We start from the raw sequence: 15,843 nt of genomic DNA on the forward strand, positions 1-15,843 counted from the left end.
GAATAGCGCAGGGCAGGCGCATCTGACGCTTGCCCCAAGGCGACGCTTGCCGTGGACGTTGCAATCAACGACACTGCAGTCTGATTTTCATCTGCCCAAGGCCGGATATACCTGAATGGACTTTCTAAACCTGTCGGATAGCACCTCTGCCATCCTGGCATTGACCGTCGTTGTGATCATGTTCGTCATGTTCCTGCGCGAATCCCTCCCGACCGAGGTCGTGGCCCTATCGGGGGCGGCCATCATGCTGGCGCTTGGCATCTTGCCCTATGACGATGCGCAGGCGGTGCTGCAGAACTCTGCCCCCTGGACCATTGCCGCGATGTTCATCGTGATGGGCGCGCTGGTACGCACGGGCGCGCTGGATGTGCTGACGCGCATGGCCGAACGCTATGCCAAGACGCATCCGAAAACGGCGGTGGTGGGCGTGATCGTGGCGGTCATGGCGGCCTCGGCGGTGATGAACAACACGCCCGTGGTGGTGGTGATGATTCCGGTCGTGGTGCAGCTTAGCCAGACGCTTGGCACCAAAGCCTCCAAACTGCTGATCCCGCTGAGCTATGCGGCGATCATGGGCGGCTCCCTGACGCTGATCGGGACCTCGACCAACCTTCTGGTGGACGGTGTCGCACGGTCGCAAGGGTTGGAGCCGTTTGGCATTTTCGAAATCCTGCCCATCGGTCTGGTCGTCTGCGCCTGGGGCCTGATCTATATGGCCGTCTTCGCCCCCAAACTGCTGCCCGCGCGCGACAGTATGGCGAATATGCTGTCCGACCGCTCCAAGATGAAGTTCTTCACCGAAGCCGTGATCCCGCCCGACTCCAACCTGATCGGGCGCGAGGTGCTTGACGTGCAGCTGTTCAAACGCGAAGGCGTGCGGCTGATCGACGTGGTGCGCGGCGATCAGTCGTTGCGCCGCGATCTGGCCAGTGTCGAACTGCGGGTCGGCGACCGTGTGGTTCTGCGGACCCAGATGACGGAACTGCTCAGCCTTCAGGCGAATAAAGAGCTTAAGCGCGTCGATCAGGTCTCGGCGGTGGAAACCTCGACCGTAGAGGTGCTGATCACGCCGGGCTGCAAGATGGTGGGCCGCACGCTCGGCGCGCTGCGTCTGCGCCGACGCTATGGGGTGTACCCTTTGGCGGTACACCGGCGGAACCAGAACATCGGTCGTCAGCTTGACGACCTCATCGTCAAGGTCGGTGACACGCTGCTGCTCGAAGGCGCGATGGAGGATATCCAGCGCCTTGCCTCGGATATGGATATGGTCGACGTCTCGCAGCCGTCCGCACGGGCCTTCCGGCGTGGCCATGCCCCGATCGCCATCGCGGCGCTGGTGGGGATCGTGGTCTTGGCCGCGCTGAACGTCGCGCCGATCCTGCTGCTGGCGGTGCTGGCCGTGGCGTTGGTCCTGGTCACGGGCTGTATCGACGCGGAAGAGGCCTTCAGCTTTGTCGATGGCCGGCTGCTGGCACTGATCTTCTCGATGCTTGCGGTCGGGGCAGGGTTACAAAACTCCGGCGCGATCAGCCTGATCGTTGACAATATCGCACCCTTCCTCGGCACGCTGTCGCCTTTCTATGTGATCTTCGCGGTGTTCCTGCTGACGACAACCCTGACAGAGATCGTGTCGAACAACGCGGTGGCGGTGATCATGACACCGATTGCCATCAGCCTCGGGTCCGCACTTGGCATGGACCCGCGCCCCTTGGTCGTGGCGGTGATGATCGCGGCGTCTTGCGCCTTTGCCACCCCCATCGGCTACCAGACCAACACGCTGGTCTATGGCCCGGGCGGCTACCGTTTCACCGACTTCATGCGCATTGGTATTCCGCTCAACCTGTCGATGTCGCTGCTCGTCTCCATGATGATCCCGCTCTTCTGGTAGCACCGTTCCCGCGCTTCCAAATGGCAAAAATCCCGGGGGTCCGGGGGCTGGCCCCCGGCTCCTTCCCTTGGCTCTGCCCCTAAAGCGGCCAGAAGACCAGAATAGCCGGAATGGACACCGCGACGACGATGATCTCGAGCGGCAGCCCCATGCGCCAGTAATCGCCAAAGCTATAGCCCCCGGGACCAAGGATCAGCGTGTTGTTCTTATGTCCGATGGGCGTCAGGAACGCGCTCGATGCGGCGACGGCGACCGCCATCAGGAACGGGTCAGGGGAGACACCAAGGCTTGCCGCCATCTGGATGCCCACGGGGGCGGCTACGATGGTGGTGGCGGTGTTATTCAGCACATCCGACAGGGTCATGGTGACCAGCATCAGCACCGTCAGCACCACCCATGCGGGCAGCCCTTGGGTCAATCCGACAAGCGCACCGGCAATCAGCTCCGTCCCGCCAGAGCTTTCGAGCGCCGCCCCCAACGGGATCATCGACCCCAGCAAGACGACGACGGGCCATTCGATATGAGTGTAAAGTTCCGATAGCGGGACGATCCGCGCCAGCACATAGGCGATTACGACCAGCCCCAAGGCGACGGGCAGGTAGATCAACCCAAAGCTCGCCGCCGTAACCGCGCCGCCAAACAGGCCGATGGCCAGCCAGACCTTGTGGTTTTCGGTCACCGCCAACCCGCGGTCGGCAAGGGGCAGCACGCCCAGCCATTCGACCACATGGGACGCGGTATCGCGCGGCACGAGCAGCAGCAGAATATCCCCCACCTGCAGCTCGGTCTTGCGCAGTTGCGAGGTGATGCGTTTGCCGCGCCGCGATACCCCCAGCAGCACGGAGCGCTGCCGCCACGACAGGCCAACCGCCTGAGCCGACCGGCCGTTCAGCCGGGAATCGCTGGTGACCACGACCTCGATGATCTCGACCCCTTCGCCATCGGCGCGCAGGCGGTCTTCGCGGTCGGCGTCTGCGACATGCAGGTCCAGCGTGCTGCGAAATTCGTCCAGCGCGTCGGGCGTCGCCTCAAGCACCAGCGCGTCGCCTGCGCGCAGGGGCAGGTTGCGTGACTGGCCGTAGCGGCGCTTGCCGTCCCGGATCACCCCCAGCATGGCGACATCGGCCTTCTCGGCTGCGTCCTGAAGCTCTGCCAGACGTTTACCAATCTGGGCATTGCCTTCGGGAATTGTCAGCTCTGCCAGATAGGGGGACAGGTCTTCGGGGCCCAGCACGTTATTCTCGCGCTGCGGGATAAACCGCCAGCCGATCAGCGCGACAAAGGCCAGCCCCGCCGCCGCCGCTATCCCGCCCACAGGGGCGAAATCGAACATGCGGAACGGTTCGCCAAGGGATTCCTGTCGGATCGAGGCGATGATGATATTGGGCGGCGTCCCGATCAGCGTCGCCATGCCGCCAAGGATCGTGGCAAAGCTCAGCGGCATCAGGCTCAATCCCGGGGATCGCCCGGCTTTGCGGGCGGTCTGGATGTCGACCGGCATCAGCAGCGCGAGGGCCGCGACGTTGTTCATGAAGGCTGACAGCACCCCGCCGATGACCCCCATCAGCGTGATATGCCCGCCAAGGCTACGCGAGGCATCGACCAGCGTGCGCGTGATCAGCAACACCGCGCCAGACCGCGTCAGCCCCGCCGATACGATCAGCACCAGCGCGACCACCAGCGTCGCAGGGTGACCAAAACCCGCAAAGGCATCCTTGCTGTCGACCACCCCCAGCACCACGGCAACCATCAGCGCGGCAAAGGCGACAAGGTCATAGCGGAACCGCCCCCACAAGAGCATGCCAAACACGGCGGCAAACAGGGTGAATAGGATGATTTGATCGGTGGTCATGGGGGCGTACCTTGCGTGAACTGCGACCAAAGCCCTAGCAGCCGCCCGCACGCCTGTCTGCCCCAAACCCAGCCATACCGCGCGCGTGCGCGGTGGCTTGTTCAGGCGCGTGGGCTGCCGTATAGAGAGCCAACCGAGAACTTTAGCATATGAGGTCACCATGGCAGGTCACTCAAAATGGGCAAATATCCAGCACCGTAAGGGCCGTCAGGACAAACTGCGCGCCAAGGTGTTTTCCAAGCTCTCCAAAGAAATCACCATCGCGGCGAAGATGGGCGAACCCGATCCGGACAAGAACCCGCGTCTGCGTCTTGCGGTGAAAGAGGCCAAGGGCCAGTCCATGCCCAAGGACAACATCGAACGCGCGATCAAGAAAGCCGTCGGCGGCGAGGGCGAGGATTACGAAGAAATCCGCTATGAAGGCTACGGCCCTAATGGTGTTGCCGTCATCGTCGAGGCGATGACCGACAACCGCAACCGCACCGCATCGACCGTGCGGTCCACCTTCACCAAGAACGGTGGCAATCTGGGCGAGACAGGCAGCGTCGGTTTCATGTTCGACCGTAAGGGCGAAATCACCTATCCCGCCAGCGTTGGCGATGCCGACACCGTCATGATGGCCGCCATCGAAGCGGGCGCGGAAGACGTCGAAAGCTCGGATGACGGACATGTCATCTGGTGCATGGATACCGACCTGAACGATGTCAGTACCGCGCTAGAGGCCGAGTTGGGCGAATCCGACAGCACCAAGCTGGTCTGGCGTCCGACCACCACGACCGAAATGGATCTGGAAGGGATGGAAAAGCTGATGAAGCTGATCGACGCCCTGGAAGACGACGACGACGTGCAGCGGGTCACCGCGAACTTCGAAGCCTCTGACGAGGTGATGGAGCAGCTGTAACATTTACGCCCCGCCAGCGACCCACGTCGCGGCGGGGCTTTGCTTTGGCGGGTGACGGGTGCGTCACGCGCCCGCGAGACTCAAAAAAACCGCCCTAGCATAGCTGCGGGGCGGTTTTTTTGTGTCAGCGTTTGGGGCCGAATTTATCCCAAAAGGCGCGCCATGCGAAAAAGACCACCCCAGGCCGGTTTGGTCGTTGTGTCGCGCACGCGCTGCTGCGAGATAGAGGCGAGGACGCGTTTGACCTCGTTCAGGTGCCCCAAGGCCTTTGATCCGCCTGCGCTTGCCTGAACGCTCAGGATCTTGGACTGTGTGTGCAGGGCTGCTTCGATAAGCGCCAATTCATCTTGGCTGATTTCCAGCTTCTGTTTGTCGTCGAACATGACATTATTCCTTGGTTGTATGCGGATCAGATAGGCGCTGTATCTGTGGTTCGCTAGTAGTAACGGGCCCAATCACGCAAATGTTTCGCGGCCGCAACAATAAAGTTGGGGTTGCAGGGGATGAAAATTTATTTTTGGGTGGGGCCCGGCGGTGCATCTTGCCCGAGACCGGCCCAGATTCCCGACGGAGCTTTTGACATATGACCGCCTTCTTTCCCGGCTTTGCCTTGGGCCTGACCTTGATTCTGGCGATCGGGGCGCAGAACGCCTTTGTCTTGCGCCAAGGCTTGCGGTTGCAGCATGTCTTTTGGGTCTGCCTGACCTGCGCCTTGTCAGATGCGGTGCTGATCGCCGCAGGGGTGGCGGGGTTCGGTGCGCTGGCAACGGCGGTGCCGTGGTTCGAAACGCTGATGCGCTACGGCGGGGCGGCGTTCCTGATCTGGTACGGCTTCCAGAACGCGCGATCGGCTTGGCAGGGCGGCCATGCGCTGGCCGCTGACGGGGCCGCGCAAACCAGCCTGCGCCGCACGATCCTGACCTTGCTCGCGCTGACCTGGCTGAACCCGCATGTCTATCTTGATACCGTCGTGCTGCTGGGGTCTATCGCCGCGCAATATGACAGCCGCCTTGCCTTCGGGGCAGGTGCGGTCACGGCGAGCTTTGTTTTCTTTTTCAGCCTGGGCTATGGCGCGCGCCTGTTGGGGCCGTTTTTCAGCAAGCCGCGCAGCTGGCAAATTCTGGATGGTGTGATCGCGCTGACCATGTGGGCGATTGCTTTGAAACTTCTGCTGATGTGACCTTGCCCTTGGGGAAGGGTTGGGGAATGTTGCGCCCATGACAACTGCCCATCCCCAACGCCCCGTCACCGGTATCTTCTGGATGGTCGTGACCGGCCTGTGTTTCATTTGCGTGACCGCCTTGGTCAAACATATGGGCCCGCGCCTGCCGTCCTCCGAAGCTGCTTTTATCCGTTATGGCTTTGGCTTGGTGTTCCTGCTGCCCGCGATTGGCGCGCTGCGCGAGGCGAAGCTGTCGCGCCGCCAATGGGCGCTTTTTTCGGTACGCGGCGGGCTGCATGGGGTGGGCGTTATCCTGTGGTTCTACGCCATGACCCGTATCTCTATCGCCGAGGTGACGGCAATGAACTATCTTGCTCCGATCTATGTCACCATCGGGGCCGCGCTGTTTCTGGGCGAGAGCTTGGCCCTGCGCCGGATCATTGCGGTCGTGCTGGGGCTGGTCGGGGCCGCGATCATCCTACGACCCGGGTTTCGAGAGCTGACCGGCGGGCATTTCGCGATGCTGATCGCGGCGGTGGTGTTTGGTGGGGCCTATTTGCTGGCCAAGGTGCTTGCGGATGAGGTGCGCCCGTCGGTCGTCGTCGCGATGATGTCGCTGTTCGTGACGCTGTTTCTGGCCCCCTTCGCGCTTGCCAACTGGATCACCCCCACGTGGGAAGAGATCGGAATCCTCGCCGCTGTCGCCTGTTTTGCAACCGCAGGCCACTATACCATGACGCTGGCTTTTGCCGCAGCACCGCTGACGGTGACCCAGCCGGTGACCTTCCTGCAACTGGTCTGGGCCACGGCGCTAGGTGCTGTCGTTTTTGCTGAACCCATTGATATCTGGGTCGTTCTTGGCGGGGCGGTGATCCTTGGGTCGGTGACGTTTATCACATGGCGCGAGGCGATGCTGAAACGTCAGATTACCCCCGCCACGCCGGCGACGAAATTCTAGCAACGCCGCGGGCTGGAAAATGACTAAACCCTGAGTTGATCCGCGCTCAGGTTTTTATTGACTTGTCAGTCAATGAACGTAGGTTTGATGGCCAGACGCTATCAAACCACTAAGGATTCTTTATGCCCAAAGTCGGAATGGAGCCTATTCGCCGCGACGCCTTGGTCAAAGCGACGATTGCCGAAATCGGTGCTGCCCAGTCACTGGATGTGACGGTCGGCCAGATCGCGCGCCGCGCGGGGATGTCCTCGGCGCTGGCGCATCACTATTTTGGGGGCAAGGACCAGATCTTTCTGGCGGCCATGCGCTATATCCTGACGGAATACAGCGCCGAGGTCCGCCGCGAGCTGCGTCTGAACAAATCCCCGCTGGGACGGGCCGAGGCGATCATCCGCGCGAGCTTTGAGGAAAGCTATTTCGATCCGGCAACGGTCAGCGCCTGGATGACGCTCTATGCCTCCTCGCGGACCAATACCGAAACCTACCGTTTGCTGGTGGTGTATCAAAAGCGGCTGCGGTCGAACCTGACCTATGCGCTGCGCCCGATCTCGAATGATCCGGCGGGGGATGCCGATACGCTGGCCGCCCTGATCGACGGGCTTTACCTGCGCGCCGCCTTGTCGGACGAGGGCAGCGCCCGCGCCGCCAGCGACCGCGCCCTGTCGGTGCTTCATATGCTGGTGGAGCGTGCGAAATGACCCAACCCAATATCCTGATCCTGATGGTCGACCAGTTGAACGGCACGCTGTTTCCCGACGGCCCAGCTGACTGGCTGCATGCCCCGAACCTCAAAAAGCTGGCGGCGCGGTCGACGCGGTTCAAAAACGCCTATACCGCCAGCCCGCTGTGCGCGCCGGGGCGGGCGGCGTTCATGTCAGGGCAGCTCCCGTCGGCCACGGGCGTCTATGATAACGCGGCTGAATTCCCGTCCAGCGTGCCCACCTACGCCCACCATCTGCGCCGCGCGGGCTATCAGACGTGCCTGTCGGGCAAGATGCATTTCGTCGGCCCCGATCAGCTGCACGGGTTCGAGGAACGCCTGACCACCGATATCTACCCCGCCGATTTCGGTTGGACGCCGGACTATCGCAAGCCGGGGGAACGCATTGACTGGTGGTATCACAACATGGGGTCGGTGACCGGCGCAGGTGTGGCGGAAACCAGCAACCAGATGGAATATGACGACGCCGTGGCCTATGAGGCGACGCGCAAGATTTACGACCTGTCCCGCGGTCTGGATCCGCGCCCGTGGTGCCTGACCGCCAGCTTTACGCACCCCCATGACCCCTATGTCGCACGCAAGAAGTACTGGGATCTGTATAACGATTGCGACCACCTGCTGCCCGAGGTGCCCGATCTGGGGTATGAAAATCAGGACAACCATTCGAAACGTATCTTTGACGCGAACGATTGGCGCAGTTTCGACATCACCGAACGCGATATCAAACGTTCGCGTCAGGCTTACTTTGCCAACATCAGCTATCTTGACGACAAGATCGGTGAGATCCTGCAAACGCTAGAGGACACGCGCCAAGAGGCGATCATCGTCTTCTGTTCGGACCACGGCGATATGCTGGGCGAGCGGGGGCTTTGGTTCAAGATGAGCTTTTTCGAAGGGTCGTCCCGCGTCCCGATGATGATCGCCGCCCCGCAGATGGCACCCGGTTTGCAAACCACGCCGGTCAGCAATATCGACGTGTGCCCCACCGTCTGTGATCTGGCAGGCGTGTCCATGGACGAGGTGATGGAATGGACCACGGGGCAATCGCTGGTACCCATGGGGCAGGGGGTGGAACGCACCGAACCCGTTGCGATGGAATACGCGGCAGAGGCGTCTTACGCGCCGATGGTGTCGCTGCGCTACGGCAAGTGGAAGTTCAACCGCTGCACGCTTGACCCGGACCAACTGTTCGATCTGGAAACCGATCCGCACGAGCTGACCAACCTTGCCGAAGAACCTGCCCATCAGGGCACGCGGCTGACCCTGTCGGCCAAGGCCGACGCCCGCTGGGATCTGGCCGCCTTCGATGCCGATGTGCGCAAAAGCCAGGCCCGCCGCTGGGTCGTCTACGAGGCGCTGCGCAAGGGCGGGTACTATCCGTGGGATCACCAGCCGCTGCGCAATGCGTCAGAGCAATACATGCGCAACCACATGGATCTGAACGTGCTGGAAGAAAACAAACGTTTTCCGCGCGGCGAATAGAACGACCGCCCAAGGGCGTGCGGGCAACCAAACCAATAATGCACCCCCAACACGGAGGGACACAATGTTAACGACCATCATTTCGTTCGGGGTCATACTGGCTTTGGGCTTAACTGTTTTCTGTACGATCAAGTGGTGGAACCTGCCGCTGACCGGCGTGACGCCGGTGCCGCTGTTCACCTTTATCGCGATCCTCTTCACGTCGGGGCTGGATGTAGGGCTGATCATGTTCCCTCTGGCCTTCGACTTTCCGCTTTATGCGGATACGGCGACCGAGCCGGCCTATGGGTTCACCAACCCGCTGGCGCTTGAATTCGGGTTCTGGGGGTTTCTGATCTGGACGTTCTACTTCCTGACGACCTTCTATTTCTGTGCCATCGAGCCGCGGGTGAAGTTCTTTGAAATCCCCGCGATCAAACTGCTGAACAACATCGTGATCATCACCACCTGCGCCTTCACCGGTGCGTTGTTCCTGATCTATATGCCCTATTACATCGCCGAGGTCGGCGACGGAGAGACGATCCTGCCGGTCTTCTACCTGATCTGCTTCCTCGTGATCCTGATTGCGGCTTTCAGCTCCACCGATCTGAAGTTCGTGCGTGTGCTGTCGGTCAGCTCGACCCTGCTGTTTCTGGCGTTGATCGCTTACATGTGGCTGAATGCCGGCATGGGATTGGGCGAATTTGCCTCAACGGCAAGCAACCTTGGCGGCTATTTCGCGAATATCCACAAGTTCATCATCCCGCTGACGGATTACCACGAATTCTACCTGTTCTGGTGGTTCGCCTGGTCGATCATGATCGGGCAGTTCGTCAGCCGCTTTGTCGGCGGGCTGAAGACATGGCAACTGCTGGCGTCCTTGCTGGTATTCCCGTCGATCCCCTTGGGCTTGTGGTTCTCGGTGCTGTATTACTACCACCTGAACGGCATCGGCACCGCGGGCTTCCCGAATTGGGCCATGACCATCGTGGGCATCGTGTTCGTGATCAACTCTTTCGACAGTCTGATCCGGCTCTACACCGATAACCTCAACTTCACGACCGAACGCTTTGGCACTGTGTCTTATGTGCTGGCCAACGCCATCGGCCTGTTTGTGCTGACCCTGCTGTTCCAAAGCCAATGGCTGCAGATCCAGTGGGTCGGGACCATCGTGATCGGCATCTACCTGCTGGCGCTTGGCTATATGTTCTTTGTCAAACGCCGTCACCTGCACGGGCTGGATGGCAACGCCAATATCCCAGCCGAATAACCCTTAAACCTAAGCGGCCCCGCCATACGGGCGGGGCCCAACCGAAAAGAGAGACCTATGCAAACGCAACCCACCGCCAGCCATTTCATCAACGGCGAATATGTCGAAGATACCAACGGCACCCCGATCGAGGTGATCTATCCGGCCACGGGCGAGGTCATCGCGACCGTCTATGCCGCCACGCCGGAAATCGTCGAGAAAGCCATCACCGCCGCGCGGGACGCGCAGGCTGCTTGGGCCGCGATGACCGGCACCGAACGGGGCCGTATCCTGCGCCGCGCTGCTGACATCATGCGCGAACGCAACCACGATCTGTCGATCCTCGAGACGTATGACACCGGCAAACCCTATCAGGAAACCTCGGTTGCGGATGCGACCAGCGGTGCCGATGCGCTGGAATATTTCGGCGGTCTGGCGGCCTCGTTGACGGGGGAGCATATCCAGCTGGGCGAAGACTGGGTCTATACCCGCCGGGAACCGCTGGGGGTGTGTGTTGGCATCGGCGCATGGAACTATCCGACGCAGATCGCCTGCTGGAAAGGCGCACCGGCGCTGGCCTGCGGGAACTCGATCATCTTCAAACCGTCCGAGACGACGCCGCTTTGCGCGCTGAAAGTCGCGGAAATTCTGGTAGAGGCAGGGCTGCCCGCCGGTCTTTATAACGTTGTGCAGGGCATGGGCGAAGTGGGGGCCTCCCTCGTGACAGACCCGCGCGTCGACAAAGTCTCGCTCACCGGTTCTGTGCCCACGGGCCGCAAGGTCTATGCCGCGGCTGCCGACGGCATCAAACATGTCACGATGGAACTGGGCGGCAAGTCCCCCATGATCGTGTTCGAGGATGCCGATATCGAAAACGCCATCAGCGGCGCGATCTTGGGCAATTTCTACAGCTCGGGTCAGATCTGTTCGAACGGCACCCGCGTCTTCGTGCACCGCGACATCAAAGAGGCATTCCTGAAACGCTTGGCCGAACGTCTGGACACTGCCGTGATCGGCGACCCGATGGACCCTGACACCAGCTTTGGCCCGATGGTGTCAAAACGTCAGATGGAGATCGCGCTTGGCTATGTCGAAAAGGGCAAGGCCGAAGGCGCGCGTCTGGTCTATGGCGGGGCAGCAATCGACCGGGACGGATTTTACATGCAGCCCACCGTCTTTGCCGATGTGACCGACGACATGTCCATCGCCCGCGAAGAGATTTTCGGGCCGGTCATGTCGGTGCTGGATTTCGAGACCGAGGCAGAGGTGATGGCCCGCGCCAATGCGACCGAATTCGGTCTGGCCGCCGGTGTGTTCACCAAAGACCTGTCCCGCGCGCACCGCGTCGCGGCGGGGTTCGAGGCGGGCACCTGCTATATCAACACCTACAATGACGCGCCGGTCGAAGCTCCCTTTGGCGGCATGAAAAATTCGGGCGTGGGGCGCGAGAACTCCAAGGCGGCGATTGATCACTATAGCCAGTTGAAAACCGTCTATGTGCGCATGGGCGATATGGAAGCGCCTTTCTAGGGCGCTGATCAAACGCTGCGCTGACGCGCATGCGATAGATGGGCGCGCATCCGGCCCGAGCTTTCCTTCGGCAACATAGGGGGGCTTGGGCAGGGCGTGCGGGAATATGCTGAGAGGTGCTTGAGGGATCGGTCTGATCCTCAAGTCACCTCGTTAATGTTGGGATGCGAGTCTTGCGCGCGTCAAGGACAAGCCGCGCCGGGGGCGCGGGGCCTGCGGCCTCCTTGACCCGCGCAAGACTCACGGAAGGAAGGCGATAGGATGGAAGCTGAATTTATTATCGTAGGGGCAGGCAGCGCGGGCTGCGCGATGGCGTACCGCCTGGCCACGGCAGGGCGCAAGGTGATGGTGATCGAACATGGTGGCAGTGATGCGGGGCCGTTCATCCAGATGCCGGCGGCGTTGTCCTACCCGATGAACATGAAAACCTACGACTGGGGGTTCCAGTCCGAACCCGAACCGCATCTGAACAACCGTCGTCTGGCGACCCCGCGTGGGAAGGTGATCGGCGGATCGTCGTCGATCAACGGGATGGTCTATGTGCGCGGGCACGCGATGGACTATGACCACTGGGAAGAGCAGGGGGCCGACGGCTGGGGCTATGCCGATGTGCTGCCCTATTTCAAACGCATGGAAAGCTGGCACGACGGCGGCCACGGGGGCGACCCCGACTGGCGCGGCACCGATGGCCCGCTGCATGTCAGCCGTGGCCCGCGCGAAAACCCCTTGTTCGAAGCCTTTGTCGAGGCGGGCAAACAAGCGGGATACGAGGCGACCGACGACTATAACGGCGAGAAACAGGAAGGCTTCGGCCCGATGGAGCAGACGGTCTGGAAGGGCCGTCGCTGGTCCGCGGCAAACGCCTATCTGCGGCCCGCGCAAAAGACCGGCAACGTCGAACTGGTCCGCGCCTTGGCGCAGCGGATCGTGATCGAAGACGGTCGCGCTGTCGGCGTCGAGGTGCTGCGCGGTGGCAAGACCGAGGTGCTGCGCGCCAGCGGCGAGGTGATCATCGCGGCGTCCTCCATCAACTCGCCCAAGCTGTTGATGTTGTCGGGCATCGGCCCTGCGGCCCATCTGGCAGAGCATGGTATCGAGGTGATCGCCGACCGCCCCGGTGTTGGCCAGAACCTGCAAGACCACCTTGAGCTGTATATCCAGATGGCCGCCAGCCAGCCGATTACGCTGTACAAGCACTGGAACATCTTTTCCAAGGCCGTGATCGGCGCGCAGTGGTTGTTCACGAAAACCGGCATGGGCGCGTCGAACCAGTTCGAAAGCGCGGCCTTCATCCGGTCGAAGGCGGGGATCAAATATCCCGATATACAGTATCACTTCCTGCCCATTGCCGTGCGCTATGACGGGCAGGCCGCCGCCGAAGGGCACGGGTTTCAGGCGCATGTGGGGCCGATGCGGTCGACCTCGCGCGGGTCTGTCACGCTGGCCTCGGGCAATCCGGCCGACGCGCCGAAGATCTTTTTCAACTACATGTCGCAGGACAAGGATTGGGAGGAGTTCCGCACCTGTATTCGCCTCACCCGGGAGATCTTTGCGCAGGACGCCTTCAAACCCTTCGTCAAACACGAGATCCAGCCGGGGGCCGATGTGCAAAGCGACGAAGAGCTTGATGCCTTCATCCGCGAACATGCCGAAAGCGCCTATCACCCCTGTGGCACCTGCCGCATGGGCCGCGCCGATGACCCGCAGGCGGTGGTCGATCCGCAGGGCCGTGTGATCGGGGTAGAGGGGCTGCGCGTCGCCGACAGCTCGATCTTCCCGCGGATCACCAATGGCAACCTGAACGCCCCGTCGATCATGGTGGGCGAGAAAATCTCGGACCATGTGTTGGGGCTTGATCCATTGGCGGCGGCGAATGACGCGCCCTGGATCCACCCCGACTGGGAAACCGCGCAGCGCTAAGGGGCTGGCCCCTCCCTTGGTCGAGAGGCCACAAGTGTTAACGAAAGTTAACCTTAGTTAATATCTCTGGTTGATTGGGGCGTGGAAACGCCCCAATCAACGGGATATGAAAACCATCCTTCATTCATGTTTCGCCGCGGCGCTGGTCGCCGTTTTCACGCAACCCGCTGCGGCGGTCGAACCGCGCCTGACGGGCGAGATCCGGGTGATCGACGGCGATACGATCGCATTGGGTGAGACGCGGATCCGGCTTTTCGGCATCGATGCGGTCGAAGGGGACCAGCCTTGCCGTGCCTCGGATGGGCGCGTGTTGAACTGCGGCGCTTGGGTGACGGCGCAGGTGCGCGCCACCTATGACGGACAGCGGGCCGACTGCCAGCGGGTGGATGCCGACCGCTATGGCCGGATTGTCGCGCGCTGTGCCGCCTTGGGGCAGGATATGGGGGAAGCTTTGGTCTCGGCGGGGCTGGCCTTTTCCTACGCGCGCTACAGCCGCGCCTATGTCGCGCGTGAAGCGGCGGCCAAGCGGGCGGGACGGGGGGTACATGCCTATGAGACGCAGCGCCCCGATGCCTATCGCAAAGCCTCTAAAGCAGCGCCAAAGCCCGTTGCGTCATCGGGGCCGGGCGGCTGTGTGATCAAGGGGAATGTCAGCAGCAAGGGCACGCGGATCTTTCACGTGCCCGGACAGCACGACTATGATCGGACCGTGATCCGCACCGACAAGGGCGAACGCTGGTTCTGCAGCGCGGCGCAGGCGCGTGCCGCCGGATGGCGGGCGGCCAAGCGGTAAGCGGTCAATCCACCTGATAGGGCAGCACGTCGCGCAGGTTCGGGTCCACCACCAGCTGGCGTTCCAGCGGCGGCACAGAGCGCTGGTGGCAATGTTTACGTTCGCAAATACGGCAAGATATGCCGATGGGTTCAAACGCCGAGGCGCGGGTGGTGTCCATCCCGTCGGCATAGACCAGCGCGGGCGCGTGGCGCACCTCGCACCCGAGTGAAATCGCATAGCGCCGCACGGGCGCGCCAAACCGCCCCGCTGGCTTCGAGATGTCCCGCGCCAACGAGATATAGCGTACCCCGTCCGGCGTTTCGGCCAGCTGGCGCAGGAAGCGGCCCGGCGTTTCAAAGGCGCTGTGCACATTCCACAGGGGGCAGGCTCCGCCGAACCGCGCGAATTGCAGACGGGTGGCCGAATGGCGTTTGGTGATCGTGCCCGCCTGATCCACCCGGACAAAGAAGAACGGAATCCCCTTTGACCCGGGGCGTTGCAGCGTCGACAGCCGATGCGCGACCTGTTCGATCGACGCCCCGAAATCAGAGGCCAGCACCTCGAGGTCGTGGCGGCAGCTTTGGGCGCGCTCCAGAAACCGGGCGTAGGGCATCAGGGCGGCCCCGGCAAAGTAGTTCGCCAGCCCCATCTTCGCGATGTCACGGGCCGCAGGGCTGTTGAAACGCGCGAAATCCAAGGTTGCCTCAAGCAGGTCGTTCTGACGCACAAGGGCGACTTGCAGCAACATCTGGAACGTCTGTGTGGCCTGCGAGGCGCGGGCCGAGACATGCAATACGCCGCTGGCCGGATCATAGCGGCGCAGGGCATCTGTCTCGTCGAAGGCGACGGTGATGCCGGCGCTGGACAGCGCCTTTAGCGTGGTGTCGCGCAGGCTTTGGCCAGTGCCGGTGTCGCGGGCGAAATACTCGGCGGCGCGGTCCACGGCATCCAGATAATTGTCGCAATAATGGAAGAAGTCGCGCACCTCTTCCCACGGGCTGGGGGAGGGGCGGGCATCTTCGCGGCCCAAGGCTTCGTCCAGATAGGCCAGCCGTTCCTGGGTCTGGCGGTGGCTTTGGTGCAGCTTGATGAACGCCCGCGCCAACCCCGGCGCGTTGGAGGCCGCAAGCTGTACATCGGCCAGCGGCAGCACATCGCCCTCGAACACCGGATCGGACAGGACTTCGCGCATGTCGCTGACCAACCGTTCGCTGTCCCCGCTCGACAGTTCGGTGACATCCATCCCGAATTCAGACGCCAGTGCCAACACGACCGTGGTGCTGACAGGTCGGTTATTGTTCTCCATCTGGTTAAGGTACGGGAGGGATACGCCAAGGCGCGCGGCAAATTCTTTCTGGGTATGAGCCAGATTGGTGCGCAGCTCGCGCAGTTTTGCGCCAGCGTATAGCTTTTGGATCGCCATCGG

General features: G+C 61.9%; 13 protein-coding genes. 10 read left to right on the forward strand and 3 right to left on the reverse strand.

Going from position 1 to position 15,843, the window contains the following annotated elements; all coding sequences use genetic code 11:
* The first annotated feature begins 115 nt into the window (after positions 1-115).
* Entirely contained in the window at positions 116-1,888 is a 1,773-nt protein-coding gene (locus C1J04_RS06730) for an SLC13 family permease (protein WP_009826493.1), read from the forward strand.
* Between the two features lie 79 nt (positions 1,889-1,967).
* On the opposite strand, the gene C1J04_RS06735 is transcribed toward C1J04_RS06730, so the two are convergent.
* Entirely contained in the window at positions 1,968-3,740 is a 1,773-nt protein-coding gene (locus C1J04_RS06735; RefSeq protein ID WP_009826494.1) for an SLC13 family permease, read from the reverse strand.
* Between the two features lie 160 nt (positions 3,741-3,900).
* Here C1J04_RS06735 and C1J04_RS06740 point away from each other — a divergent pair, with 160 nt between their 5' ends.
* Complete coding sequence (locus C1J04_RS06740) at positions 3,901-4,641, forward strand: YebC/PmpR family DNA-binding transcriptional regulator (RefSeq protein ID WP_005852303.1); 741 nt, start codon at positions 3,901-3,903, stop codon at positions 4,639-4,641.
* Between the two features lie 143 nt (positions 4,642-4,784).
* On the opposite strand, the gene C1J04_RS06745 is transcribed toward C1J04_RS06740, so the two are convergent.
* A complete protein-coding gene (locus tag C1J04_RS06745) occupies positions 4,785-5,024 on the reverse strand; it encodes a hypothetical protein (RefSeq protein ID WP_009826495.1) in 240 nt (79 codons plus the stop codon).
* A 200-nt stretch (positions 5,025-5,224) separates the two neighbouring features.
* Between C1J04_RS06745 and C1J04_RS06750 the strand changes: the two genes are divergently transcribed.
* From C1J04_RS06750 to C1J04_RS06785, 8 genes are all read left to right on the forward strand, one after another.
* Positions 5,225-5,821 carry a LysE/ArgO family amino acid transporter gene (locus C1J04_RS06750; protein WP_009826496.1) on the forward strand — a complete coding sequence of 199 codons (597 nt, stop codon included), beginning with the start codon at positions 5,225-5,227 and terminating at the stop codon, positions 5,819-5,821.
* 37 nt (positions 5,822-5,858) lie between these two features.
* Positions 5,859-6,761 (forward strand): DMT family transporter, encoded by a 903-nt coding sequence (locus tag C1J04_RS06755; protein ID WP_005852306.1) that lies wholly within the window; start codon positions 5,859-5,861, stop codon positions 6,759-6,761.
* A 122-nt stretch (positions 6,762-6,883) separates the two neighbouring features.
* Positions 6,884-7,459: a choline-binding transcriptional repressor BetI gene (betI, locus tag C1J04_RS06760; RefSeq protein WP_037954284.1), complete on the forward strand. Its 576-nt coding sequence runs from the start codon at positions 6,884-6,886 to the stop codon at positions 7,457-7,459.
* Positions 7,456-8,964 (forward strand): choline-sulfatase, encoded by a 1,509-nt coding sequence (gene betC, locus C1J04_RS06765; RefSeq protein ID WP_009826498.1) that lies wholly within the window; start codon positions 7,456-7,458, stop codon positions 8,962-8,964. The genes betI and betC overlap by 4 nt, the downstream gene beginning before the upstream one ends.
* A gap of 64 nt (positions 8,965-9,028) precedes the next feature.
* On the forward strand, positions 9,029-10,213 hold the full coding sequence (locus C1J04_RS06770) for a choline transporter (protein ID WP_009826499.1): 1,185 nt from the start codon (positions 9,029-9,031) through the stop codon (positions 10,211-10,213).
* A 57-nt stretch (positions 10,214-10,270) separates the two neighbouring features.
* Entirely contained in the window at positions 10,271-11,722 is a 1,452-nt protein-coding gene (betB, locus tag C1J04_RS06775) for a betaine-aldehyde dehydrogenase (protein WP_009826500.1), read from the forward strand.
* A 261-nt stretch (positions 11,723-11,983) separates the two neighbouring features.
* The gene (gene betA / locus C1J04_RS06780; protein WP_009826501.1) at positions 11,984-13,642 is read left to right on the forward strand and encodes a choline dehydrogenase; all 1,659 of its coding nucleotides are present in this window, start codon (positions 11,984-11,986) and stop codon (positions 13,640-13,642) included.
* Positions 13,643-13,748: 106 nt separating this feature from the next.
* On the forward strand, positions 13,749-14,435 hold the full coding sequence (locus C1J04_RS06785; protein ID WP_114865318.1) for a thermonuclease family protein: 687 nt from the start codon (positions 13,749-13,751) through the stop codon (positions 14,433-14,435).
* Positions 14,436-14,439: 4 nt separating this feature from the next.
* Here C1J04_RS06785 and C1J04_RS06790 read toward each other — a convergent pair whose 3' ends face one another.
* Entirely contained in the window at positions 14,440-15,840 is a 1,401-nt protein-coding gene (locus C1J04_RS06790) for a helix-turn-helix domain-containing protein (RefSeq protein ID WP_009826503.1), read from the reverse strand.
* Between the last annotated feature and the right edge of the window lie 3 nt (positions 15,841-15,843).

The sequence above is a fragment of the Sulfitobacter sp. SK025 genome, assembly GCF_003352105.1.
GTDB lineage: Bacteria > Pseudomonadota > Alphaproteobacteria > Rhodobacterales > Rhodobacteraceae > Sulfitobacter > Sulfitobacter pontiacus.

What these genes read in the sequence shown, in the direction of transcription:
- C1J04_RS06755 (WP_005852306.1), top strand. Translation starts at nt 5,859, where the DNA reads ATGACAACTGCCCATCCCCAACGCCCCGTCACCGGTATCTTCTGGATG.
- C1J04_RS06735 (WP_009826494.1), bottom strand. Translation starts at nt 3,740, where the DNA reads ATGACCACCGATCAAATCATCCTATTCACCCTGTTTGCCGCCGTGTTT.
- betC (WP_009826498.1), top strand. Translation starts at nt 7,456, where the DNA reads ATGACCCAACCCAATATCCTGATCCTGATGGTCGACCAGTTGAACGGC.
- C1J04_RS06740 (WP_005852303.1), top strand. Translation starts at nt 3,901, where the DNA reads ATGGCAGGTCACTCAAAATGGGCAAATATCCAGCACCGTAAGGGCCGT.
- C1J04_RS06785 (WP_114865318.1), top strand. Translation starts at nt 13,749, where the DNA reads ATGAAAACCATCCTTCATTCATGTTTCGCCGCGGCGCTGGTCGCCGTT.
- betB (WP_009826500.1), top strand. Translation starts at nt 10,271, where the DNA reads ATGCAAACGCAACCCACCGCCAGCCATTTCATCAACGGCGAATATGTC.
- C1J04_RS06750 (WP_009826496.1), top strand. Translation starts at nt 5,225, where the DNA reads ATGACCGCCTTCTTTCCCGGCTTTGCCTTGGGCCTGACCTTGATTCTG.
- C1J04_RS06745 (WP_009826495.1), bottom strand. Translation starts at nt 5,024, where the DNA reads ATGTTCGACGACAAACAGAAGCTGGAAATCAGCCAAGATGAATTGGCG.
- C1J04_RS06730 (WP_009826493.1), top strand. Translation starts at nt 116, where the DNA reads ATGGACTTTCTAAACCTGTCGGATAGCACCTCTGCCATCCTGGCATTG.
- betI (WP_037954284.1), top strand. Translation starts at nt 6,884, where the DNA reads ATGCCCAAAGTCGGAATGGAGCCTATTCGCCGCGACGCCTTGGTCAAA.
- C1J04_RS06790 (WP_009826503.1), bottom strand. Translation starts at nt 15,840, where the DNA reads ATGGCGATCCAAAAGCTATACGCTGGCGCAAAACTGCGCGAGCTGCGC.
- C1J04_RS06770 (WP_009826499.1), top strand. Translation starts at nt 9,029, where the DNA reads ATGTTAACGACCATCATTTCGTTCGGGGTCATACTGGCTTTGGGCTTA.
- betA (WP_009826501.1), top strand. Translation starts at nt 11,984, where the DNA reads ATGGAAGCTGAATTTATTATCGTAGGGGCAGGCAGCGCGGGCTGCGCG.